Origin of the sequence: Microbacterium sp. NPDC080005, from assembly GCF_040702445.1 — a bacterium.
In the GTDB taxonomy this organism is placed as follows: domain Bacteria; phylum Actinomycetota; class Actinomycetes; order Actinomycetales; family Microbacteriaceae; genus Microbacterium; species Microbacterium oleivorans_D.
Genome location: NZ_JBFBLD010000001.1, coordinates 1,040,665 through 1,062,967, shown reverse-complemented (window position 1 = coordinate 1,062,967; position 22,303 = coordinate 1,040,665). Strand labels below are relative to the sequence as shown.

Below are 22,303 nucleotides of genomic sequence, written 5' to 3'. Positions count from 1 at the left end.
CTCCGGCGGCCCCTCACGAAAGTTCCCTCCGTGGCTTCATCCACTCCCGTCCGCCGCGCGTGGCGCGCTCTGATCGGACTCCTGGCCCTCACGGCCGTCCTTTTCGGCGTGAACGCCGCCGGCGTGTACCTCTTCGAGCGGAGTTCCTGGGTCCCGGAACTGGCGCTCGATCTGCAGGGCGGCACGCAGATCATCCTCCAGGCGCAGACGGAGGACGGCGCACAGCCCACCGCCGATCAGATGCAGCAGGCCGTCTCGATCATCCGTCAGCGAGTGGATGCCTCTGGTGTCGGCGAGACCGACATCACCACGCAGGCGGGCAACCAGATCGTGGTGCAGCTCCCGGGCATCGCGGATGAGGAGACGCGCGACCGGATCGGCCGGTCGGCGCAGATGCAGCTGCGCGCCGTGCTGTACACGGCCGCCCCGAGCAACACCTTCGTGGGCGAGGACGGCAACGAGACGCCGTATCCGACCCCGGGCCCCTCACTGAACGCGACGCCCACACCGTCGCCGACCGATGGCAGCGACCTGTCCTGGGCGACCGAAGAGGTCCAGGCCGAGTTCCTCGCATACGACTGTGCGAATCCCGCGAACGACCCTGCGCAGCAGCCGGCCGGCGAGCCGCTCATCACGTGTGACGCCGACGGTTCGGCGAAGTACCTCCTGGGCCCCGTCGAGCTGGATGGGTCGGCGATCTCCGACGCGACGAACGGTCTGAACTCGCAGAACGGTCAGTGGGCCGTCAACATCGTCTTCGACAGCGCCGGGACCGAGACCTTCGGCGAGATCAGCCAGCGCCTGTTCAACCTGCAGTCGCCCCAGAACCAGTTCGCCTTCGTGCTCGACGGCGAGGTCATCTCCGCTCCCTCGATGAACGCCGTCATCACCGACGGCAAGCCGCAGATCACCGGCAACTTCGATCAGGACACGTCGAAGACGCTCGCCGACCAGCTCAAGTACGGTGCCCTTCCGCTGAGCTTCGAGGTCCAGAGCAGCAACGCGATCTCCGCCACTCTGGGTTCACAGCAGCTGCTCATCGGTCTCGTCGCGGGCCTCATCGGTCTCGCGCTCGTCGCCGTGTACTCGCTCGTCGTCTATCGCGCGCTCGGTTCTGTCATCATCGCGTCGCTCGCGGTGATGGGCATCCTCACGTACATCACGCTCTGCATCCTCGCGTGGCGGATGGGCTTCCGGCTGTCCCTCGCGGGTGTGGCGGGCCTCATCGTGACGATCGGCTTCACCGCCGACTCGTTCATCGTCTACTTCGAGCGCATCCGCGACGAGCTCCGCGATGGCAAGTCGATCACGAGCGCCGTCGAGGACGGGTGGGCGCGGGCGAAGCGGACCATCTACATCTCCAAGTCCATCAACATCCTCGCCGCCGTCGTGCTCTACATCCTCGCCGACGCGACGGTGAAGGGCTTCGCGTTCACGCTGGGTCTCACGACCGTGATCGACGTGCTCATCTTCGTGCTCTTCACGCACCCGGTCCTGCAGCTGCTGGCCCGGACGAAGTTCTTCGGCGGCGGGCACAAGCTGTCCGGGCTCGACCCGACCGCTCTCGGCGCGGTGTACCGCGGTCGTGCGCAGTTCCGCGCACCGGTCGCCGCCGTCGGCAAGTCGCAGGCCGAGAAGCGGTCCTCGCGATCGCGGAGCGAGGCGGTGCGCCGTCAGACGATCGCCGAGCGCAAGCTCGCGCAGCAGAGCGGCGATACCCGCTCGGCAGGGGAGGGGGACGACTGATGCGTTCCATGAACGATTTCGGCAACGACCTGTACACCGGGAAGGTCTCCTTCCCGTTCGTCGGCCGCCGGCGGCTGTGGTTCCTCATCGCCGCGATCCTCGTGATCGGCTCGGCGCTCGTTCCGGTCTTCCGTCCCATCCAGTTCTCGATCGAGTTCACCGGTGGATCGCAGTTCACCGTCAACGACGTCGCCTCTCCGGATCAGCTGCGCGCGACCGATGCGGTGCAGTCAGTGGTCCCGGATGCCGCGACCCGCGTCACGACGGTCGGCGACGACAGCCTGCGCATCCAGACCGACCAGCTGGGTGAGCTGGAAACGCGCGAAGTCACCGATGCGCTCGTGTCGACGTTCGGGGTGTCTGAGGAGAGCGTCAGCTCGTCCTTCATCGGCCCGAGCTGGGGCGAGAGCGTGACGCGGCAGTCCCTCTGGGGCCTCGTCATCTTCCTCGTTCTGACGTTCCTCATCCTGGCGCTCTACTTCCGGACGTGGAAGATGTCCGTCGCCGCGATGATCGGTCTCGTCGACGTGCTCGTCGTCACCGTCGGGGTCTACGCGCTGTTCGGGTTCGAGATCTCGCCCGCGGCGGTCATCGGCTTCCTCACGATCCTGTCCTACTCGCTGTACGACACCACCGTCGTGTTCGACAAGATCCGCGAGAACACGTTCGAAGACGGCGAGAAGTCGGGTCGCACCTTCGGCGAATCGGTCAACCTGGCGGTGAACCAGACCCTCGTCCGCTCGATCAACACCACCGTCGTCGCCGTCCTGCCGACCGGTGCGATCCTGTTCATCGGTGCCCTGTGGCTCGGGGCGCAGACGCTGACCGACATCTCCCTCTCGATCTTCGTCGGCACGATCGTCGCCGCCTACTCGACGCTGTTCGTCGCAGCCCCGCTCTACTCGCTGCTGCGGGAGAACGAGTCCGAGCTGAAGGCACGGGATCAGCGCGTGGTCGAGGCCCGCTCGGCCGCCGTCGCCGCGGTCTGAGCCGGATGCGCGCGGGCGTAGGATTGACCTCCAGTTCCACGCGCGTGCGGACAGAGGGGAGGAGATCGCATGGCTGAAGCGGTCACTCCCACGGGAACCGCGACGGGCGGTCAATCGCTGCGGCGGTTGGTGCCGCGGATCTTCTCCCGCGCCCCGTCGAGGGATGCGCTCGAGGAGCTCATGCGGACGGTGCGGGTGCACCATCCCAAGGGCGACATCGCCATCGTCGAGCGCGCCTATCGGACCGCGGCGAAGGCGCACGCCTCGCAGAAGCGTCAGAGCGGCGAGCCGTACATCACGCATCCACTCGCCGTCGCGCAGATCCTCGCGGAGCTCGGTCTCGGTCCGCGCGCGATCGCTGCCGCGCTGCTGCACGACACGGTCGAGGACACCGACTACTCGCTCGACCAATTGACCGCGGACTTCGGTGACGAAGTCGCCATGCTCGTCGACGGTGTGACGAAGCTCGACAAGGTCAAGTACGGCGACGCGGCGCAGGCTGAGACCGTCCGGAAGATGATCGTGGCGATGTCCAAGGACATCCGCGTCCTTCTCATCAAACTCGCGGACCGACTCCACAACGCGCGCACCTGGGGCTTCGTGCCCCCTGAGAAGGCGGCCAAGAAGGCGCGCGAGACTCTCGAGATCTACGCACCGCTGGCGCACCGTCTCGGCATCCAGACCGCGAAGAGCGAGCTCGAGGATCTGTCGTTCGCGGTGCTGCATCCCAAGCTCTACGCCGAGATCGACTCCCTCGTGAAGCAGCGGACGCCGCAGCGCGAGCAGTACGTGCACACGGTCATCGACGCCGTGGAGACCGATCTGCGCGATCTTCGGATCCGCGGGCGGGTCATGGGTCGTCCCAAGCAGCTCTACTCGGTGTACCAGAAGATGGTCGTCCGCGGTCGCGAGTTCGACGACATCTACGACCTCATCGGCATCCGTGTCATGGTCAACACGGTGCGTGACTGCTACGCGGTGCTCGGCGCGATCCACGCGCGCTGGACGCCGATCCCGGGCCGGTTCAAGGATTACATCGCCACCCCGAAGTTCAACCTGTACCAGTCGCTGCACACGACCGTCATCGGCCCCGGCGGGCGTACGGTCGAGATCCAGATCCGTACTCACGAGATGCACCAGCAGGCCGAGTACGGCGTCGCGGCGCACTGGAAGTACAAGGAGCAGATCGCCGGCGGCAAGGCGGACTCCAAAGCCATCGACCAGGACATGGCGTGGCTCGCCCACATCTCGGACTGGCAGGCCGAGACCGCCGACCCCGGCGAATTCCTCGACTCGCTGCGCTTCGAGATCGGCGCGAAGGAGGTCTACGTCTTCACGCCCAAGGGGCGTGTGATCGGACTTCCCGCCGGTGCGACGCCCGTCGACTTCGCCTACGCCGTGCACACCGAGATCGGTCACCGCACGATGGGCGCCAAGGTGAACGGCCGGCTCGTCCCGCTGGAGTCCGAGCTGCACTCGGGCGACGTCGTCGAGGTGTTCACCTCGAAGAACCCGGATGCCGGGCCGAGCCAGGACTGGCTGGCGTTCGTCAAGAGCACCCGTGCGCGCAACAAGATCCGCGGCTGGTTCACGAAGGAACGCCGCGACGAGGCGGTCGAGCAGGGCAAGGACGCCATCGCGCGCGCGATGCGTCGGCAGAACCTGCCGCTGCAGCGGCTGATGAACCAGGACTCGTTCACCGCGGTGGCGCACCAGCTGCGCTACGAGGACGTGACCGCCCTGTACGCCGCCGTCGGCGAGGGGCACGTATCGACCCAGTCGGTGATCGAGAAGGTCACGGCCCTGGTGCGCTCGGAGGAGGAGGACACCTCCACCGGTCCGATCGACCTGCCTGCCGTCGGCCGCTCGAAGGCACCGCGAGGCGGCGACTCGGGTGTGCTCGTCCGCGGCGCCCCCGACATCCTGGTCAAGCTCGCGAAGTGCTGCACACCGGTGCCCGGCGACGAGATCGTGGGCTTCGTCACGCGCGGCAGCGGCGTGTCCGTCCACCGTGCGGACTGCACCAACGCGGCCGCGCTCCGTGACCAGCCCGATCGGATGATCGAGGTCTCGTGGGCGCCGACGTCGAAGAGCGTCTTCCTCGTCCACATCCAGGTCGAAGCCCTCGACCGGTCGGGCCTCCTGAGCGACATCACGCGTGTGCTCAGCGAGCACCATGTGAACATCCTCTCGGCATCCGTCCAGACGACGAACGACCGTCTCGCGCTCAGCCGATACGTCTTCGAAATGGGTGACACCGTGCACCTGGACCGTGTGCTGAACGCGGTTCGGCGCATCGACGCGGTGTACGACGTCTACCGCGTCACGTCCTCCTGACGGCGGCGCAGCTCCGCGGCGGCGGCTCGCTTGTGGTGGACCGGCCCGGCGGCCTCGAGCCATGCGATCGCTTCGCCCAGAAGCTTGGGCCGCCACGCGAGCACGTCGTCGACCACGCGTGACGGCGCGGCAACGGTGACGGCGTCGCGGACGAGGTCGACGAGGGTGCGCACGGGGGTCGTCACCGCGACGCCGCTGATCATCTCGACATCGGATGCCGGCAGCTCGACGTCCCGGAAGCGGATCCGAGCGTCCACGGGGAAGGCGCCACGGGTCCGCCCTGCGCGTTGCAGGGCGTGGATGAGGGGAGGATCGGGGATCGCACCATGAACCCAAGCCGCGCTGGCATGCGTGACGGCGCGGTGGGCGCCGGTGAGTCCGCGGAACGAGGCCGCGCGCAGTTCGCGGGTCTCGACGGCGTCGGCGGGCATGTACGCCTCACCGATCTCGACGACGTGGCCGTCGAGCCGTGCCGCTGACAGTTCCGCGGTCGACAGACGGTCGCCCGAGAAGTACAGGAACGGCCACATGACGGCAGTCTGCGACAACCAGGCGTGACCGAACGGCAGTGCCGGCGTTCTGTGGAGAACGCGTCATTCTCCGGCGATGTGCGGAGAGTGCTCAGCCGCCCAGGGCGCGCAGCCAGCCCTTGCGAGCCTCGAGCGCGTCCTTGGCCTTCGCGATCGCCGCCTTGTCCTTCGAGGCTTCCGCGGCGGCGAGCTCGTCCTCCAGCTTGGAGATCGCATCCTGGAGCTGGCTCGTCATGTCGTTCTGACGCGCCTTGGTCTCGGGGTTGTTCCGCTTCCAGTCCTCGTCCTCGCGCGCTTTGAGCGCGTTCTCGACCTTGCGCAGCTGGTCGTCCAGCCCCCGCTCGGTCTCGCGAGGGAAGACCCGCCCGATCTCATCCCATTGACGCTGGATGTTCGTGAGGAGGGTGCGCGCCTTGGTGTTGTCCTTCTCCTTCGCGACCCCGGCAGCCTCCTCGAGGAGGGCGCGCTTGGCCTCGATCTTCTCCTTGGATGCCTCGACGTCGGCGTTCTCACGTTCGATGCGGGCACCGTAGAGGACGTCACCGGCCGCCTTGAATCGAGCCCACAGCGCGTCGTCGGCCTTCTTGCCCGCGCGGCCGGCCGACTTCCACTGGTCGAGCAGGGATCGATAGGCGGCGATGCCGTCTTCGCCCTGAGGGGCGAGGGCTTCCGCGCGCTCCACCAGGCGCGTCTTCGCGTCGCGGGCGCTCTTGTGCTGCTCATCGAGGCTCGAGTAGAACTCGCGACGGTTCTTGTCGATGACGGCACGAGCGTCGCGGAACCGCTTCCAGAGTTGCTGGCCGACCGACTTCGGCAGGCGGGGGCCGGTGCTCTGGTGCTCCTGCCAGCGCGCGAACAGCGCCGCCACGTCGGCCGTCGTCTGCTTCCACTGGATGGAGCGCGGGTCCTTGGCGGCGATCGCCTCGATGTCCGCGACGATCGACTCGCGCTCGGCCACGGCGGCATCCACCGCAGCGCGCTGCGCCTGCGCCTCTTCCGCGCTCGCCTCCGAGAGGGCACCCTCCAAGGCGGTCACTCGAGCCTCCAGCGAGGTCAGGTCACCGACAGCGGCGGCGCCGTCCAGGCGCTCGCGGATCGCTCGGGCCGTGGCACGGAGGTCGGAGGCCGACGCCCCGCCGCGACGGTGACGCACTTCGAGCAGGGTGACCTCGGATGCGAGGTCGGCGAACTTGCGCTCAAAGTAGGCCAGCGCCTCTTCGGACGTGCCGTCGGGGTACTGTCCGACGACACGCCACTGGTCGCCCTCGCGGACGGAGACGGTGCCGTCGTCGTCGACGCGGCCCCACGGCTGGGTCTCGGCGGATTCAGGGGTGGCGGAACTCACGGGGGTCACCTCGTCGGCGGCATGCGCCGCATGGGGGTCGGATTAGTGACTCAGCCTAGTACGGCGGTCACGGAGTGGGAGAGGCGGTCGGTGTGTCCGACGGCGAGGGGGACGGCGTCGGCGATCCGCTGACGTCGGGGCTGGGTGTCCCGCTCGGAGAAGCGGGCGCGGTGGGTGTCGGTGCGGGTTCCGGGGTACCGGGTCCGACGGTGTAGTACGCGACCTGAGCACCCAGCAAAGCGACGATGAGCAGACCGCCCGCGACGCCCGCGATCAGGTTGTCGCGTCGCCGCCGCTGATCGACGGATGCGTGGAATCGGCGGCGAGCCTCGTACACGCGGGCGCGCTCGCGCGCCTGCGCGCTGTCACGCCCCTTGCTCCTACCCGCTGCCACGGCGACCCTTTCGTCCGTGCCGCGCTCTGCCGCGCAGCCCCCTGCACATTATTCAGTTCGCGGCATCCGTTCCAAACCGACGCGGTCACGATGTCGGTGGTGGCGATTAGCCTGGGAGGATGGCCCCGAGTGACGCGCTTTTCCGTGGAGCGACGCCCTTGGCTGTGAGGATGCGTCCTGCGTCTCTCGACGAGGTGGCCGGACAGACGCACCTCCTGCGTCCCGGCTCACCGCTGGTCGCCCTCGCCGACCCGGGACGCGCGACCACCGGTGCCGTGTCGGTCATCCTCTGGGGGCCGCCGGGGACCGGTAAGACCACGCTCGCTCAGGCCATCGCGCGCACGTCGGGTCGCCGCTTCGTGGAACTGTCCGCCGTGACCGCCGGGGTCAAGGACGTGCGCGAGGTCATGCAGGAGGCGATGACCCAACGAGATCTGTACGGGACGTCGACGATCCTCTTCCTCGACGAGATCCACCGCTTCACGAAGGCGCAGCAGGATGCCCTGCTGCCCGGTGTCGAGAACGGCTGGGTGATCCTCATCGCGGCCACGACGGAGAACCCCTCGTTCTCCGTGATCTCTCCGCTGCTGTCCCGCTCCCTTCTCCTCACGCTGCAGCCGCTCACCGACGCGGACCTCGGCATGCTCATCGATCGCGCGGTGACTGACCCCCGCGGTCTCGCCGGCGCCGTCGAGCTCTCCGATGAGGCCCGTGCCGCCCTGGTCCATCTCGCGTCCGGGGACGCGCGTCGCGCCTTGACCTCGCTGGAGGCCGCTGCGGCCATGGCCGAACCGGGCGGCGATCCGCCTGTCATCACCGCGGAACACGTCGCGCAGGCCGTCGACCGAGCGCTCCTCCGCTACGACCGGCAGGGCGATGAGCACTACGACGTCATCAGCGCCTTCATCAAGTCGATCCGTGGATCCGATCCGGACGCCGCGATGCATTACCTCGCCCGCATGATCGAAGCGGGGGAGGACCCGCGTTTCATCGCCCGCCGCCTGGTGATCTCGGCCGCGGAGGACATCGGTCTCGCCGACCCGCAGGCGCTGCAGATCGCGGTCGCCGCCGCGGACGCGGTGGCGTTCATCGGGATGCCCGAGGGTCGGATCCCGCTCGCGGAGGCGACGGCGTATCTCGCGACGACGGCGAAGTCGAACGCCGCCTACACCGCGATCAACGCCGCCATCGCCGACGTGCGCGCCGGCGGCTTCGGTCGTGTCCCGGTGCACCTGCGCGACGCGCACTACGCGGGCGCAAAACGACTGGGTCACGGCAAAGGCTACGTCTACCCGCACGATCTCGATGTCGGGGTCGCGACGCAGCAGTACCTGCCCGACGAGTTGCGTGGCCGGCGCTACTACGAACCGACCTCGCGCGGCGTCGAGCGCGACATCTCCGCCCGTCTCGAGAAGATCCGGAAGATCCTCGGTGACTGAAGGAGAATGGACCCGCGAGTCGAGTCAGGTCGCGTACGAGGGTTTCGCTCGCATCAGACGCGACGCCTATCGGATGCCGGATGGCACGCAGACCCAGTGGGACATCCTCGAACAGCATGACACCGTCGCCGTCGTCGCATTCACCGCGGACGGGACCGTGGTCCTCTTCGAGCAGTTCCGTGTCGGTCCTCGCCGGATGCTTGCTGAGATCCCGGGCGGCGCAGTCGACCCTGGTGAAACGCCTCGCGAGGCGGGTCTTCGCGAACTGCGGGAGGAGACCGGGTACGCCCCCGCGGCGGTCTTCCATGCGGGTTCCGAGTGGAGCGGAGCCAACTCCACGCGCCGGAAGCATGTGCTCATCGCGGCCGACTGTGCCCCCGCAGGCCCGGCGGAGTGGGGGGAGGGCGAGTCAGGCACGGTGAGAGAGGTGCCGGATGCGGAGTTCCTCGAGCACCTGCTGACGGGTGAGCTCAGCGATGCAGGCGTCGCACTCCGCGGCATGAGCGCATTCGTCCGTGCTCCTCTCGACGATGCGCGGCTCTCCCAGTTGCAGCGTCGCGTCCGGGCGCTCCTGATCAGCCCTCCCACGGGCCCGGAAGCGCCTGATGCGTGGGAGCGGCGCGTCCAGGATGTGTGGGACGCCGCCGCCGACGAGCAGCCCGAGGCACTGCGCGCGGCGATGGAGGACGTCCTGTCCCACCGTGCGGCCGATGACCCGCGAGCGCTGTTCGAGCGCGCGTCGGTCGAAGACTTCCTCGGCGAGGAGGCGGCGGCTGTCCCGCTCTACCGGCGGGCTCTGGATGCCGGTCTGGGTGCCCCCTTCCGCACTCAAGCCCTCATTCAGCTCGCGAGTTCGCTCCGGAACGTGGGTGACCCGTCCGGCGCGATCGCGGTGCTGAAGGCCATCGATCCGTCTGACCCGTTGGCCCCCGCCGCCCGAGGATTCGAGGCGCTCGCGCTCTTCGACGACGACAAACCTGCGCGTGCCCTCCGCACCGCGCTCGGAGCGCTCGCAGGCGACCTGCCTCTGTACGGTCGCGCCCTGCGCGCCTGCGCCGATGAGCTCCACACGCGCCCCCGCATCCGGGTCATCGCGGTCGCGGTCGTGATCCAGGACGGTCGGGTCCTCGCGGAGGAGTATGCCGCCACATCGGCGCGCCCTGCCTTCCTGCGCGCCCCGGGCGGAGGGGTGCAACCGGGGGAGACCGCGGAAGCCGCCGTCCGTCGCGAGATCCTCGAGGAGCTGGGCGCGACCGTCACCGAGACCCGGCTCCTCGGCGTGCTCGAGAACATCTTCGACAACGAAGGCCGTACCGGGAACGAGATCGCCTATGTCTTCGCCGCCCGGAGCGCGGAGTTGGAGGCACTCCCGCGGGGCGGTCGACTGCCGGTGCTCGACGGTGAGACGAGCGTCGGGTGGTACCCGGTGGATGACGCGGCGCGGGAGTCGATGCCGTTCTACCCTCCTGGTGCCCTCGACCTGGCACGTGACCGGGGATGATCCGGCTCGTCTGTTAGACTTGACCGGCTCGAAACCGTGTTTTCGGGCATCCTCTTCTCTCTTTCCCACCTTCCGGCGTGCCCCGGCGTGCAGTCCGAAAGGGCGAGAGAAGGCGATACGCCCGTGAGCCGTGAAAGACATGGCCACGTCATGGAAGGAAGATTTCGTGGCAACGAAGTCCCAGGACCGCCGCAAGGTGCGCCTCTCGCGCGCCCTCGGCGTCGCACTGACCCCCAAGGCCGCCCGCTACCTCGAGAAGCGTCCCTACGCTCCGGGTGAGCACGGCCGCACCAAGCGCAAGCAGGACAGCGACTACGCCGTCCGCCTCCGCGAGAAGCAGCGTCTGCGCGAGCAGTACGGCATCCGCGAGAAGCAGCTGCGCAACACCTTCAACGAGGCCCGCCGCACCGAGGGCCTGACCGGTGAGAACCTCGTCGAGCTCCTCGAGATGCGTCTCGACGCCCTCGTGCTGCGTTCGGGCTTCGCCCGCACGACCGCACAGGCGCGCCAGCTCGTCGTGCACCGTCACATCCTCGTCGACGGCCAGCTCGTCGACCGCCCGTCCTTCCGCGTGAAGCCGGGCCAGACGATTCACGTCAAGGCCAAGAGCGAGGCTCTCGAGCCGTTCCAGGTCGCAGCCGCCGGCGGTCACGCCGAGGTTCTGCCCCCGGTTCCGGGCTACCTCTCGGTCGAGCTCGACAAGCTGCAGGCACGTCTCGAGCGTCGCCCGAAGCGCGCCGAGGTCCCCGTGACCTGTGAAGTCCAGCTCGTCGTCGAGTACTACGCCGCGCGCTGAGCGAGGCGGAGCATCGCCAGAAGGGGCGTCGGGTTCACCCGGCGCCCCTTCTGCTTTGCACCTAACATGGATCCCATGAAGAACGTCCTCTGGTTCCTGCTGGGCATCGCCGGCGGTTTCGTCGCTGCGCACCTGGTCAACAAGGACCCTCGAGGTCAGGAGCTCCTCTCCGAGGTCGACCTGCGGATCTCCGAGTTCACCGACCGGATGGCGGATGCCTACCGGGCGCAGGAGGCGAAGATCGACGGCATCGTCGCCGACGCGAAGGACGTCGCCACGGACGTCGCAGGCGACGTGAAGGATGCCGCATCCGACCTCGTCGACGGCGTCGCCGCCGCGGGTCGCTCCGCGGCCGCCAAGCTCGACGACTGACCACCCCCACATCTCCCGGTCGCGCCCGTGCGGACGCGACCGATCCCGCATGCAGTTGAGGACACACGATGAAGACCGCTGAGATCGCCCGGCGCTACCTGGACTACTTCGAGAAGAAGGGGCACACGATCGTGCCCTCGGCATCCCTCGTCAGCGACGACCCGGCCCTGCTGTTCACGGTCGCCGGCATGGTCCCCTTCATCCCCTACCTCTCCGGCGACGTCCCCGCCCCCTACAAGCGTGCCGCGGACAACCAGAAGTGCATCCGCACGAACGACATCGAAGAGGTCGGCAAGACGCCGCGTCACGGCACCTTCTTCCAGATGCTCGGCAACTGGTCCTTCGGCGACTACTTCAAGGAAGGCGCGATCCGCTACGCCTGGGAGCTGCTGACGACCTCTGAGGAGGAGGGTGGGCTCGGCTTCGATCCCAAGGATCTCTGGGTCACCGTCTACGAAGAGGACGACGAGGCCATCCAGCTCTGGCTGAAGCACTCCACGCTTCCGGAGGAGCGCATCCAGCGCCTCGGCAAGGACACGAACTACTGGACGACGGGTCTCCCGGGACCCGCCGGTCCTTGTTCCGAGATCTTCTTCGACCGCGGACCCGAGTACGGGGTCGACGGCGGTCCTGCGACCGACGACGACCGGTACGTGGAGATCTGGAACCTCGTCTTCATGCAGTACGAGATCACGAATGTCCGCTCGAAGTACGAGTTCGACATCGTGGGCGATCTGCCGGCGCAGAACATCGACACCGGTATGGGTCTGGAGCGCGTCGCCTTCATCAAGCAGGGCGTCGACAACATGTACGAGACCGATCAGGTCCGGCCGGTGCTCGACAAGGCCGTCGAACTCTCGGGCAAGCGGTACGGCGACGACCACGACGACGATGTGCGCTTCCGGGTCGTGGCCGACCACATCCGTTCGTCGCTGATGCTTCTCTCGGACGGTGTCACGCCGGCGAACGACGGCCGCGGCTACATCCTGCGGCGCCTCATGCGTCGCGCGATCCGCTCCATGCGTCTGCTCGGCGTGGAGGGGCCGACCTTCGCCGAGCTGTTTGCCGTCTCGCGCGACGCGATGAAGGAGTCCTACCCGGTCGTCGAGGCGGATTACGCGCGCCTGTCGCAGTACGCCCTCGCCGAGGAGGCCACTTTCCTCCGGACCCTCGCGAGCGGGTCCGAGATCCTCGACACCTCGATCGAGTCCGCGAAGGCGACGCAGTCGACCTCGCTCAGCGGCTCACAGGCGTTCCTGCTGCACGACACTTACGGGTTCCCGATCGATCTGACCCTCGAGATCGCCGAGGAGGCCGGTCTCAGCGTCGATCGCGTCGGCTTCGACACGCTCATGAAGGAGCAGCGCGAGCGCGCGAAGGCCGACGCCCGCTCCCGCAAGGGTCAGCTGGCCGACACGAGTGTGTACCGCGACTTCCGTGCGCTCGGCGAGACGGTCTTCACGGGGTACACCGACCTCGAGACCGAGTCCCGTGTGCTCGGCATCCTGGTCGGCGGTGCCCCGGCGGACCGTGCGTCGCAGGGTCAGATCGCCGAGGTGATCCTGGCCGAGACGGCGCTCTACGCCGAGTCCGGTGGCCAGGTCGCCGACAAGGGCGTCATCGTGGGTCCCGGTTACGAGCTCGAGGTCCTCGACGTCCAGAAGCCCGTCCCGGGCCTCGTGAGCCACACCGTCGAGGTCACGACGGGCGAGGTCGCCGTCGGCCACGCCGCGACGACGGTGGTGGATGCCGCGAACCGCCGCGCGGCCGCGCAGGCGCACTCCGCTACCCACCTCGTCCACGCCGCCCTCCGCGACACACTCGGAAAGGGCGCGACGCAGGCGGGCTCGCTCAACCGCGCCGGCTACCTGCGCTTCGACTTCTCCTGGGGTCAGGCGCTCTCGCCCGAGACGCGCAGCGAGATCGAGGAGATCGCGAACAACGCCGTCCGGGATGACCTCGAGGTGACCACGCGTGTCCTCTCGCTCGACGAGGCGAAGGCTGCCGGCGCCATGGCGCTGTTCGGCGAGAAGTACGGCGACCGCGTGCGCATGGTCGACATCGGCGGGCCCTGGTCGCGCGAGCTGTGCGCGGGCACCCACGTGTCCTCGAGTGCACAGGTCGGGCTGATCAATCTGGTGGGGGAGTCCTCCGTCGGCGCCTCGAACCGACGTGTCGAGGCCCTCGTGGGGCAGGACGCCTTCCGTGAGCTCGCGGCCGAGCGCGCGATCGTCTCGCAGCTCACCTCGGGCCTGAAGATCCCCCGGGACCAGCTCCCTGCCCGCATCGCCGAACTGCAGGCGAGCCTGAAAGCCGCGGAGAAGAAGATCGCGCAGTTCGAGGCGAAGGCGCTCGGCGAGCGTGTGCCGACGCTGGCGGCATCCGCCGTCCAGGCCGGTTCCCACCGGGTCGTGGCGGAGTCCGTCGGCACCGTCGGGTCCGCCGACGATCTGCGCTCGCTCGCGCTGCAGGTGCGGGAGCGTCTCGGCAGCGATGCGGGGGTGGTGGCCCTCGGCGGCGAGGTGGGCGGACGACCCGTCGTGATCGTCGCCACGAACGAGTCGGCCCGCGCCGCCGGCGCCAAGGCCGGGTTGCTGGCACGCTCCGCGGCCGGTGTCCTGGGCGGTGGCGGCGGTGGCCGCGATGACGTCGCGCAGGGCGGTGGGACGGATGCCTCGGCTCTGCCCGCGGCGTTGCAGAGCATCGTGTCGGCGCTGGAGGGCGCGACCGCGTGAGCGGATTCCGTCGCGGGGTACGCCTCGGAATCGATGTCGGTCGGGCCCGGGTCGGTGTCGCCCGCTGCGATGCCGACGGCCTGCTCGCGGTTCCCGTGGAGACCGTGCCGCGTTCCGAGACCTCGGTCGCCCGCATCGTCGAGATCGCGCGGGAGTACGACGCGATCGAGGTGCTCGTGGGTCTGCCGATCAGCCTCGGCGGCGCGGAGACCGCGTCGACGACGGACGCCCGAGAGTTCGCGACCGCGCTCGAGTCCGCGCTGGAGGTGCCCGTACGCCTCGTCGACGAGCGCCTCAGCACCGTGTCGGCGAACGCCGTCCTGCGGCAGAACGGGCGTTCGCAGAAGTCATCTCGTAGGATTGTCGACCAGATAGCCGCGGTCGTCCTCCTCCAGCAGGCGATCGACGTCGAGAAGAGCACCGGTAACCCGGCCGGTGCGGCGCTGTAGGAGACGCAGGAGTCCACTGATGCCCGAGACGCCTTCGCGCGACGACCATTCCGGCGCCCCCGCGGACGGAGCTCCCGCGGCCGGTCCGAACGGCGCACCCGCCTCGCGCAGGGCTGCGCGTCAGGCGCAGCAGGGGGCGAGCGGGGTCGCACCGACGGTCGGCCCCGCCCCGACTCGTCCGCAGACGCCCCCGCGCGCACCCGTCTCCTCCACGGCACCGATCGACGCCCTCTTCGAGGAGAGGGGTCTGGCAGCGCCCTCCAGCTCCACGAAGCGACACGATCGTGACCGACGCAAGAGCCGCGTCGCCGCCTGGGGTGTCTTCGTGGTGATCCTCGCGATCCTCGGCGGACTGGCCGCAGGTGGCTTCTACGTCTGGAACACCTACGAGGACCAGATCCGCGCCGTCATGGGTTGGGAGGAGCCGAAGGACTTCGATGCCGGCCTCGCCGAGGGCGAGGCGAGCGTCACGATCGTCTCGGGTCAGACGGGCGCCGACATCTCGCAGACGCTCTTCGACGCGGGCGTCACCAAGACCTCCGGCGCGTTCTACTCCTTCCTGATCGACAGCGGCGAGGACCCGAACGTCCTCAAGCCCGGCGTCTACTCGCTGCAGCAGAAGATGACCTCCGAAGCGGCGTTCTCGGCGCTTCTGGACCCCGCGAACAAGCAGGAGTACACGGCTCAGCTGCGCGAGGGTCTCACCGTCGCGCAGTCCGTCCCGCGCATCGCGGAGGGGATCGGGCTGCCCGTGGAGGACGTCGAGGCCGCCGTGAAGGATCCGGCCGCCTACGGTGTGACGGCGCAGAGCCTCGAGGGCTGGCTGTTCCCGGCGACCTACACCTTCGACCCTGACGTTACGGCGACGCAGGTCGTCCAGGCGATGGTGGACCGCACGGTGAAAGCCCTCGATGACGCGGGCGTCCCGGTGGACCAGCGGGAGCGCATCCTCACCGTCGCATCCATCATCGAGAAGGAAGCCCGCTACGAGGACGACTTCTACAAAGTGTCGCGCGTCATCGAGAACCGCCTCGACCCGTCGATCAGCGACACGAACGGCAAGCTGCAGATGGATTCCACCGCGCAGTACCCGTTCGCCGACCGTGAGGGCGGCACGAGCTCGCGCGCCGAGGAGCTCGAGGACGACAACCCGTGGAACACCTACGTCAACCCCGGCCTGCCGGTGACGCCCATCGCCAATCCCGGTGAACTCGCCATCAAGGCGGCGGTGGAGCCCGCCGAGGGGCCGTGGCAGTACTTCGTGACCGTGAACCTCGAGACGGGCGAGACGGTGTTCTCCGCGACCTTCGCCGAGCATGAGAAGGCCGTCGCGCAGTACCAGCAGTGGTGCCGGGACAACCCCGACGGAGGCTGCTCCTGATGCCGGTCGCCCTGGAAGTCTGGGGCGATCCGATCGAGCACAGCCTGTCGCCGGCGATGCACACGGCGGCCTACGCTCTGCTCGGCTGGGAATGGACGTACGGCCGACGTCGCGTGAACGAGGCATCGTTCCCGGCCGAGCTCGCGTCCTTGGGGTCCGAGTACCGCGGGCTGTCTCTGACGATGCCGCTGAAGCACGCGGCTTTCGCGGCCGCCGAGAAGCGCGACGCCCGCGCCACCCTCACGGGCGCGGCGAACACCCTCGTCCGAACGTCCGCGGGCTGGCAGGCCTTCCACACGGATGCCGGGGGCATCGTCGCCGCGTGGGCGGAGGCCGGTGTCGTGGCCGCGGAGCGGGCGCGCATCGTCGGTGCCGGGGCGACCGCATCCGCTGCCCTGGTCGCCTTGGCGGAGATGGGCGCACAGCAGGTGCAGGTCGCCGCGCGCCGTCCCGACGCGGCCGCAGCTCTGCGCGACCTGGGAGCGAGGCTGAACCTCGACGTGGACGCCGTCCTACTCGACGCCGCCCATCTCCCTCCGGTGGATGTGACGATCGCGACCCTGCCCGGCGGGGCGACGGTCGATGAGAGCGTCGCCGATCGCCTCGCCGCCGCCGGCGGCGCCCTCATGGACGTCGTGTACGGCCACTGGCCGACGGATCTGTCGCGCGCGTGGGATCGCACCGGCGCACCCGCGCAGGGCGGGGCGGGGATGCTGCTGCACCAGGCGGTCCTGCAGATCCGCGCCTTCGCCTCCGGCGACGTCGACGAGCCGCTGCCCCGGGAGGACGCGGTGGTGGCCGTCATGCGGCGCGCGCTCGTGGGAGACTAGAGCAATGCTCCGCGTGCTCACCGCCGGCGAATCCCACGGCCCCGAACTCGTCGCCATCATGGAGGGTCTGCCCTCCGGCGTACCCGTCTCGCTCGACGCGATCCGCGCCGACCTCGCCCGCCGGAAGCTCGGCTACGGCCGCGGCTCGCGGATGAAGTTCGAGGAGGACGAACTCCACCTCTCCGGTGGCGTGCGGCACGGGCTGTCGCTCGGCAGTCCGGTGGCCCTCCGCATCGGCAACACCGAGTGGCCGAAGTGGGTCGAGGTCATGAACCCGGAGCCGGTCGAGATGACGGAGCGGTCGCGCGGCCGCGGCGCCGCACTGACGCGTCCCCGCCCCGGCCACGCCGACCTCGTCGGCATGCAGAAGTACGACTTCGACGAGGCTCGCCCGATCCTCGAGCGCGCCAGTGCGCGCGAGACGGCGGCCCGCGTCGCGCTCGGCGCGATCGCCCGCGGGTTCCTGTCGGAGCTCGACATCCGCCTCGTCAGCCACACGCTGTCGATCGGTCCCGTGCAGGTGCCCGAGGGTGCCGTGCTCCCCGGTCCGGACGACGTCGACACGCTCGATGCCGACCCGCTCCGCTGCTTCGACGCTGCCACCTCCGAGCGCATGGTCGCGGAGGTCGATGCCGCCAAGAAGGACGGCGACACGCTCGGCGGCATCGTCGAGGTGCTCGCCTACGGCCTGCCGCCGGGCCTCGGGTCCCACGTCCACTGGGACCGTCGTCTCGACGGCAAGCTCGCTCAGGCGCTGATGAGCATCCAGGCCATCAAGGGCGTCGAGGTCGGCGACGGCTTCGAGACGACCCGCCGTCGCGGATCCGCCGCCCACGACGAGCTGTTCGCGACCGCCGACGGCATCACCCGGGCTTCCGACCGCGCCGGCGGCACCGAGGGCGGCATGTCCACCGGCACCGTGCTGCGCGTGCGCGCGGGCATGAAGCCGATCGCCACGGTCCCGCACGCGCTGCGCACCGTCGACGTCGCCACCGGCGACACCGCGGCCGCCCACCACCAGCGTTCCGACGTCTGCGCCGTCCCCGCAGCGGGGGTCGTCGCCGAGGCCATGGTCGCCATCGTGCTGGCCGACGCCGTGCTCGAGAAGTTCGGCGGCGACAGCGTGCGCGAGACGCGGCGCAACCTCGAGACCTACCTCGCGGCGATCCCGGAGACGCTGAAGACGACTCCCGCGTCGGAGGCGGCACTTCTCGCACATGACCTCGCCTGACCCCCAGGCGATCGTGCTCATCGGTCCCATGGGGGCCGGCAAGACGAGTGTCGGGCGTCGTGTGGCCAAGCGTCTCGGCCGTACGTTCACCGACACGGATGCCGCGATCGTCCGTGTGCACGGTCCGATCGCCGACATCTTCGCTGAGCACGGCGAACCGCATTTCCGGGCGCTCGAGCGGGACGCGGTCGCCGTGGCGCTCGAGACGGGCGGGGTCGTCTCGCTCGGCGGGGGAGCCGTCCTCGACGAGACCATTCGGGAGAGACTGCGACCGCACCGTGTCGCTCTGCTCACGGTCGCGCCGCGCGTCGTCGCACGACGACTGGGCGAGGCGGCCACGCGCCCCCTGCTGACCGCGGGGGACGAGACCCCGATCGCCCGCTGGGAGCGCATCTACGCCGAGCGGCGACCCGTCTACGAGTCGGTGGCCGACGTGACCTTCGACACCTCGTCCGGACCGCTCGAGAACATCGTGACCGCCATCGCGGAGTGGGCCGTCCCCTCCGCCGACCTTCCCGGAGCCCGCGCATGAGCCACACCACCATCAGCGTCACCGGCAGCACGCCCTACGACATCCACGTCGGTCGCGGCCTTCTCGCCGGCGTCCGCGACCACCTCGCGCCCACGGTGAAGAAGGTGCTCATCGTGCACACGCCAAGGCTCGGCGCGAAGGCTGCGGACCTGCGCGAGACGCTCCTCGCCGACGGGACGCTGGAGGTGCTCACCGCCGAGGTGCCCGATGCCGAGGACGGCAAGCGCATCGAGGTGGCGGCCTTCTGCTGGCAGGTGATGGGACAGGCCGACTTCACCCGCTCCGACGCCGTGATCGGCTTCGGCGGCGGTGCCGTCACCGACCTCGCCGGGTTCGTCGCGGCGTCCTGGCTGCGCGGGGTGCAGATCGTCCAGATCCCCACCACCGTGCTCGGGATGGTGGATGCCGCCGTCGGCGGCAAGACCGGCGTCAACACCGCCGAGGGGAAGAACCTCGTCGGTGCGTTCTGGGCGCCCCGGTCGGTGATCTGCGACCTCGACGTCCTCGACACGCTGCCGCGCAACGAGACCGTCGCCGGCTTCGCCGAGGTCGTCAAGGCGGGCTTCATCTGGTTCCCCGAGATCCTCGAGATCGTCGAGCGCGACCCCGAGGCCGCCGTCGACCCGACGACGCCCGAGTTCCGCCGCTGCATCGAACTCGCCACCGAGATGAAGGCGCGGGTGGTGAGCGAGGACTTCCGCGAGGCGGGGCTCCGCGAGATCCTCAACTACGGTCACACGCTCGGGCACGCCATCGAGCACGCTGAGCGATACCGCTGGCGCCACGGGGCGGCCATCTCGATCGGCATGATGTACGCCGCCGAACTGTCGCGACTCGCCGGGCGTCTCTCGGACGACGACGTCGCGCGTCATCGCCGCATCCTCGACGTCCTCGGTCTGCCCACGAGCTACCGCATGGACGGCTGGCAGCACCTGCTGGGTGTCATGCAGCGCGACAAGAAGGCCCGCGGCGGGATGCTCCGATTCATCGTCCTCGACGCGGTCGGCAAGCCGACCGTGATGCAGGCTCCCGACGAGTCCCTGCTCTTCGCGGCGTACCAGGAGATCGCCGGGTGACCGAGGCCGTCATCCGGCGGGTGCGCCTGCAGGAGTGGCGCGAGGTCCGCGACCTCCGCCTCCGCGCACTGCGCGATCCCGCTGCCCCCATCGCGTTCCTGTCCACCGTCGAGGAGGCGCTCGGTCAGGACGACGCCTTCTGGCAGCAGCGCACAGCGGATGCCGCGATGGGTGAGGGAGCCGCTCAGTTCGTCGCCGTCGTGGCGAACCGCTGGGTGGGCTCGGTCACGGTGCTTCTGCGCGCGGCGGGAGAGACCGACACGCTCGGACGCCGCGTCGACGTTCCGCAGGCCGACCTCGTCGGGGTCTTCGTCGACGCCGACCACCGTGGGCGCGGCGTCATCGACGCGCTGGTGGACGTGGCATCCGCGTGGGCGGAAGCTGCCGGGGTGAACGGGTTGACGCTCGACGTGCACGCGGACAACGCGCGCGCCCGCGCGGCCTACGCCCGGCTCGGATTCGCGCCCACCGGCCTCGAGACCGAGGTCGAGGTCGGTGTCGAGATCCGGATGCACCGGCCTGCCCGATAGGGTGCTGACGTGTCGTCCCCCCGCCGCCTGCTGCTCGTCAACGGACCGAACCTGAACCTCCTCGGCGTCCGCGAACCCGAGGTCTACGGAACGGAGACGCTCGCCGACGTCGAGGACCTCGTGCAGCGGACCGCCGAAGAGGCGGGTTACGAGGTGCGCGCCGTGCAGAGCAATCACGAAGGGGTGCTCATCGACGCGATCCACGCCGCACGCACCGACTGTGCGGGCATCGTCATCAACCCAGGGGGACTGACGCACACCTCGGTCGTGCTCCGTGACGCGCTCGCGGGCGTCGCGCTGCCCGTCGCCGAGGTGCACATCTCCGACGTGATGGCGCGGGAGACGTTCCGGCACCACTCGTACATCGCCGACGTCGCGGTGGTCCATGTCGTCGGGCGTGGCGTCGCGGGGTACGCGGAGGCCACGCGCGCGCTCGTCGCGCGGCTCGGGGACTGACCGCTTCCCGGGGCGGATGCCGCGGCATCCCGTAGAATCGATCGTCGGCCGCTCTGGCCCTGAACTCATCGAACGGAAAACCGCACTCTCATGGCATCCACTGCAGACATCAAGAACGGCGTCGTCCTGTCCATCGACGGACAGCTCTGGAGCGTCGTCGAGTTCCAGCACGTGAAGCCCGGCAAGGGCGGTGCCTTCGTCCGCACCAAGCTCAAGAACGTCGTCTCGGGCAAGGTGGTCGACCGCACCTACAACGCGGGCGCGAAGATCGAGATCGAGAACGTCGACCGCCGCGACTTCACCTACCTCTACAACGACGGTGACAGCTACGTCTTCATGGACGTGTCGGACTACGACCAGCTGAGCGTGTCCTCGACGGTCGTCGGTGACGCCGCGAACTACCTGCTCGAGAACCAGCAGGTCCAGATCGCGCTGAACAACGGCAACCCGCTGTATGTCGAGATGCCTGCGTCGGTCGTCCTCGAGGTCACCTACACCGAGCCGGGCCTGCAGGGCGACCGTTCGTCGGCCGGCACGAAGCCCGCCACCCTCGAGACCGGCTACGAGATCCAGGTCCCGCTCTTCGTCGAGCAGGGCACCAAGGTCAAGGTCGACACGCGCACCGGGGACTACCTCGGCCGCGTGAACTGACCGACCGATGAGCGCACGGAGCAAGGCGCGCAAGCGCGCCCTCGACATCCTGTACCAGTCGGACATCCGCGGCGACGACCTCGCCGTCACCCTCGCCGCCGAAGCGAAGCGCGCGGCCAGCGAGCCTGCGCGTGAGGCGTCGTGGCTGTACGCCCGCGAGATCGTCGACGGTGTCATCGACACGCAGAGCGAGATCGATGAGCAGATCGTCACGCACGCCCGTGACTGGAAGCTCGAGCGGATGCCGGCGGTCGACCGCGCGATCCTGCGCATCGGTGTGTGGGAGATCCTTCACAACGACGACGTTCCGACGGCGGTCGCGATCGACGAGGCCGTCGAACTCGCGAAGGAGTTCTCGACCGACGACTCCGGCTCGTTCGTCCACGGCGTCCTGGCGCGCATCGCACGAAGCTGAGCCCGCTCCGTCGGATCACCGCGCGGGGCGCGGGCCGACGAGGGTTCTCGTGCCGCGCCCGGCGCGCCGTACGACGAGTCCGGCACTGACGCCCAGCGCCAGGAAGAAGGCGGCGAAGCTCGCGTTAGCGAGCACGAGCCAGACGTCGGAGTCGCCACCTGTGACGGGCAGGACGCCGCCCAGATCGGCCAGCGACATGCCGACGCCGAAGGCCAGGGCGAAGTAGACGGGCAGGCCGCAGGCCACCAGTGTGAGGTACGCCAGGGCGACCCACTCCGACCGGAACGCCCGGCTCCGCAGCGCGGTGACGAGTACGGCCACCGCGAGCGCGACCCCGCCGAGCGGGAGAGCGACGGCGAGCGGGGTGAAGACGGGCTCGCCTGCGGCGTCCGCGGCCGCGGCGATCTCAGCGAGGGTCTTCCCCGGCGTCGTGGACAGCGGCGTCAGGACCTGCGTGACGAGGTACATGAGTTGCGCGTAGAGGACGACGAGCACCGTCCCGGTCACCAGGATCGCCTCACGCCCACGTGCCATCTCATCCCCCCGGCTCATCCTGACATGTGGGCGC

22 protein-coding genes are annotated in these 22,303 nt (G+C 69.3%); 18 read left to right on the top strand and 4 right to left on the bottom strand.

Annotated elements, in window-relative coordinates; all coding sequences use genetic code 11:
- The first annotated feature begins 30 nt into the window (after positions 1–30).
- The 3 genes from secD (at position 31) to AB0259_RS05115 (ending at position 5,072) form a co-directional block, all read left to right on the top strand.
- A complete protein-coding gene (secD, locus tag AB0259_RS05125; protein WP_366220276.1) occupies positions 31–1,746 on the top strand; it encodes a protein translocase subunit SecD in 1,716 nt (571 codons plus the stop codon).
- Complete coding sequence (gene secF, locus AB0259_RS05120; RefSeq protein WP_366220277.1) at positions 1,746–2,735, top strand: protein translocase subunit SecF; 990 nt, start codon at positions 1,746–1,748, stop codon at positions 2,733–2,735. The genes secD and secF overlap by 1 nt, the downstream gene beginning before the upstream one ends.
- Positions 2,736–2,804: 69 nt before the next feature.
- Complete coding sequence (locus AB0259_RS05115) at positions 2,805–5,072, top strand: bifunctional (p)ppGpp synthetase/guanosine-3',5'-bis(diphosphate) 3'-pyrophosphohydrolase (RefSeq protein ID WP_251580743.1); 2,268 nt, start codon at positions 2,805–2,807, stop codon at positions 5,070–5,072.
- On the opposite strand, the gene AB0259_RS05110 is transcribed toward AB0259_RS05115, so the two are convergent.
- From AB0259_RS05110 to AB0259_RS05100, 3 genes are all read right to left on the bottom strand, one after another.
- Positions 5,051–5,602, bottom strand: a complete 552-nt coding sequence (locus AB0259_RS05110; protein WP_366220279.1) for a type IV toxin-antitoxin system AbiEi family antitoxin — start codon at positions 5,600–5,602, stop codon at positions 5,051–5,053. The two genes, AB0259_RS05115 and AB0259_RS05110, sit on opposite strands and share 22 nt — an antisense overlap.
- Before the next feature lie 91 nt (positions 5,603–5,693).
- Positions 5,694–6,947 carry a DUF349 domain-containing protein gene (locus AB0259_RS05105; protein ID WP_366220281.1) on the bottom strand — a complete coding sequence of 418 codons (1,254 nt, stop codon included), beginning with the start codon at positions 6,945–6,947 and terminating at the stop codon, positions 5,694–5,696.
- A gap of 67 nt (positions 6,948–7,014) precedes the next feature.
- Entirely contained in the window at positions 7,015–7,341 is a 327-nt protein-coding gene (locus AB0259_RS05100; protein ID WP_366220283.1) for a dioxygenase, read from the bottom strand.
- A gap of 119 nt (positions 7,342–7,460) precedes the next feature.
- On the opposite strand from AB0259_RS05100, the gene AB0259_RS05095 reads away from it, so the two are divergent.
- From AB0259_RS05095 to nusB, 15 genes are all read left to right on the top strand, one after another.
- The gene (locus AB0259_RS05095; RefSeq protein WP_251580747.1) at positions 7,461–8,780 is read left to right on the top strand and encodes a replication-associated recombination protein A; all 1,320 of its coding nucleotides are present in this window, start codon (positions 7,461–7,463) and stop codon (positions 8,778–8,780) included.
- A complete protein-coding gene (locus tag AB0259_RS05090) occupies positions 8,773–10,281 on the top strand; it encodes a tetratricopeptide repeat protein (protein ID WP_366220285.1) in 1,509 nt (502 codons plus the stop codon). Before AB0259_RS05095 ends, AB0259_RS05090 begins: the two co-directional genes overlap by 8 nt.
- Before the next feature lie 166 nt (positions 10,282–10,447).
- The gene (rpsD, locus tag AB0259_RS05085; protein ID WP_251580749.1) at positions 10,448–11,077 is read left to right on the top strand and encodes a 30S ribosomal protein S4; all 630 of its coding nucleotides are present in this window, start codon (positions 10,448–10,450) and stop codon (positions 11,075–11,077) included.
- 75 nt (positions 11,078–11,152) lie between these two features.
- A complete protein-coding gene (locus AB0259_RS05080) occupies positions 11,153–11,449 on the top strand; it encodes an ATPase (RefSeq protein ID WP_251580750.1) in 297 nt (98 codons plus the stop codon).
- 68 nt (positions 11,450–11,517) lie between these two features.
- Positions 11,518–14,184, top strand: a complete 2,667-nt coding sequence (gene alaS / locus AB0259_RS05075; protein ID WP_366220287.1) for an alanine--tRNA ligase — start codon at positions 11,518–11,520, stop codon at positions 14,182–14,184.
- Positions 14,181–14,633, top strand: coding sequence for a Holliday junction resolvase RuvX (gene ruvX / locus AB0259_RS05070; protein WP_251580752.1), 453 nt, complete (start codon positions 14,181–14,183; stop codon positions 14,631–14,633). The genes alaS and ruvX overlap by 4 nt, the downstream gene beginning before the upstream one ends.
- Before the next feature lie 19 nt (positions 14,634–14,652).
- The gene (gene mltG / locus AB0259_RS05065) at positions 14,653–16,014 is read left to right on the top strand and encodes an endolytic transglycosylase MltG (protein WP_251580753.1); all 1,362 of its coding nucleotides are present in this window, start codon (positions 14,653–14,655) and stop codon (positions 16,012–16,014) included.
- A complete protein-coding gene (locus tag AB0259_RS05060) occupies positions 16,014–16,844 on the top strand; it encodes a shikimate dehydrogenase (protein ID WP_366220288.1) in 831 nt (276 codons plus the stop codon). The genes mltG and AB0259_RS05060 overlap by 1 nt, the downstream gene beginning before the upstream one ends.
- A 4-nt stretch (positions 16,845–16,848) precedes the next feature.
- Entirely contained in the window at positions 16,849–18,075 is a 1,227-nt protein-coding gene (aroC, locus tag AB0259_RS05055) for a chorismate synthase (protein ID WP_366220289.1), read from the top strand.
- Positions 18,062–18,607: a shikimate kinase gene (locus AB0259_RS05050; RefSeq protein ID WP_366220291.1), complete on the top strand. Its 546-nt coding sequence runs from the start codon at positions 18,062–18,064 to the stop codon at positions 18,605–18,607. Before aroC ends, AB0259_RS05050 begins: the two co-directional genes overlap by 14 nt.
- Positions 18,604–19,683 carry a 3-dehydroquinate synthase gene (aroB, locus tag AB0259_RS05045; RefSeq protein WP_366220293.1) on the top strand — a complete coding sequence of 360 codons (1,080 nt, stop codon included), beginning with the start codon at positions 18,604–18,606 and terminating at the stop codon, positions 19,681–19,683. The genes AB0259_RS05050 and aroB overlap by 4 nt, the downstream gene beginning before the upstream one ends.
- The gene (locus AB0259_RS05040) at positions 19,680–20,213 is read left to right on the top strand and encodes a GNAT family N-acetyltransferase (RefSeq protein ID WP_366220295.1); all 534 of its coding nucleotides are present in this window, start codon (positions 19,680–19,682) and stop codon (positions 20,211–20,213) included. Before aroB ends, AB0259_RS05040 begins: the two co-directional genes overlap by 4 nt.
- A 9-nt stretch (positions 20,214–20,222) precedes the next feature.
- Positions 20,223–20,669, top strand: coding sequence for a type II 3-dehydroquinate dehydratase (gene aroQ / locus AB0259_RS05035; RefSeq protein ID WP_251580759.1), 447 nt, complete (start codon positions 20,223–20,225; stop codon positions 20,667–20,669).
- Between the two features lie 90 nt (positions 20,670–20,759).
- Positions 20,760–21,320 carry an elongation factor P gene (efp, locus tag AB0259_RS05030; RefSeq protein WP_366220296.1) on the top strand — a complete coding sequence of 187 codons (561 nt, stop codon included), beginning with the start codon at positions 20,760–20,762 and terminating at the stop codon, positions 21,318–21,320.
- 7 nt (positions 21,321–21,327) lie between these two features.
- Positions 21,328–21,735: a transcription antitermination factor NusB gene (nusB, locus tag AB0259_RS05025; protein WP_064002078.1), complete on the top strand. Its 408-nt coding sequence runs from the start codon at positions 21,328–21,330 to the stop codon at positions 21,733–21,735.
- 15 nt (positions 21,736–21,750) lie between these two features.
- On the opposite strand, the gene AB0259_RS05020 is transcribed toward nusB, so the two are convergent.
- On the bottom strand, positions 21,751–22,242 hold the full coding sequence (locus tag AB0259_RS05020) for a hypothetical protein (RefSeq protein WP_366235774.1): 492 nt from the start codon (positions 22,240–22,242) through the stop codon (positions 21,751–21,753).
- Positions 22,243–22,303 lie beyond the last annotated feature (61 nt).

Bases quoted from the DNA above. Each gene is read 5' to 3' on its own strand.
- nusB (WP_064002078.1), top strand. From the start codon at position 21,328: ATGAGCGCACGGAGCAAGGCGCGCAAGCGCGCCCTCGACATCCTGTAC.
- alaS (WP_366220287.1), top strand. From the start codon at position 11,518: ATGAAGACCGCTGAGATCGCCCGGCGCTACCTGGACTACTTCGAGAAG.
- AB0259_RS05080 (WP_251580750.1), top strand. From the start codon at position 11,153: ATGAAGAACGTCCTCTGGTTCCTGCTGGGCATCGCCGGCGGTTTCGTC.
- AB0259_RS05050 (WP_366220291.1), top strand. From the start codon at position 18,062: ATGACCTCGCCTGACCCCCAGGCGATCGTGCTCATCGGTCCCATGGGG.
- secF (WP_366220277.1), top strand. From the start codon at position 1,746: ATGCGTTCCATGAACGATTTCGGCAACGACCTGTACACCGGGAAGGTC.
- mltG (WP_251580753.1), top strand. From the start codon at position 14,653: ATGCCCGAGACGCCTTCGCGCGACGACCATTCCGGCGCCCCCGCGGAC.
- aroB (WP_366220293.1), top strand. From the start codon at position 18,604: ATGAGCCACACCACCATCAGCGTCACCGGCAGCACGCCCTACGACATC.
- AB0259_RS05115 (WP_251580743.1), top strand. From the start codon at position 2,805: ATGGCTGAAGCGGTCACTCCCACGGGAACCGCGACGGGCGGTCAATCG.
- aroC (WP_366220289.1), top strand. From the start codon at position 16,849: ATGCTCCGCGTGCTCACCGCCGGCGAATCCCACGGCCCCGAACTCGTC.
- AB0259_RS05110 (WP_366220279.1), bottom strand. From the start codon at position 5,602: ATGTGGCCGTTCCTGTACTTCTCGGGCGACCGTCTGTCGACCGCGGAA.
- efp (WP_366220296.1), top strand. From the start codon at position 20,760: ATGGCATCCACTGCAGACATCAAGAACGGCGTCGTCCTGTCCATCGAC.
- AB0259_RS05060 (WP_366220288.1), top strand. From the start codon at position 16,014: ATGCCGGTCGCCCTGGAAGTCTGGGGCGATCCGATCGAGCACAGCCTG.
- AB0259_RS05095 (WP_251580747.1), top strand. From the start codon at position 7,461: ATGGCCCCGAGTGACGCGCTTTTCCGTGGAGCGACGCCCTTGGCTGTG.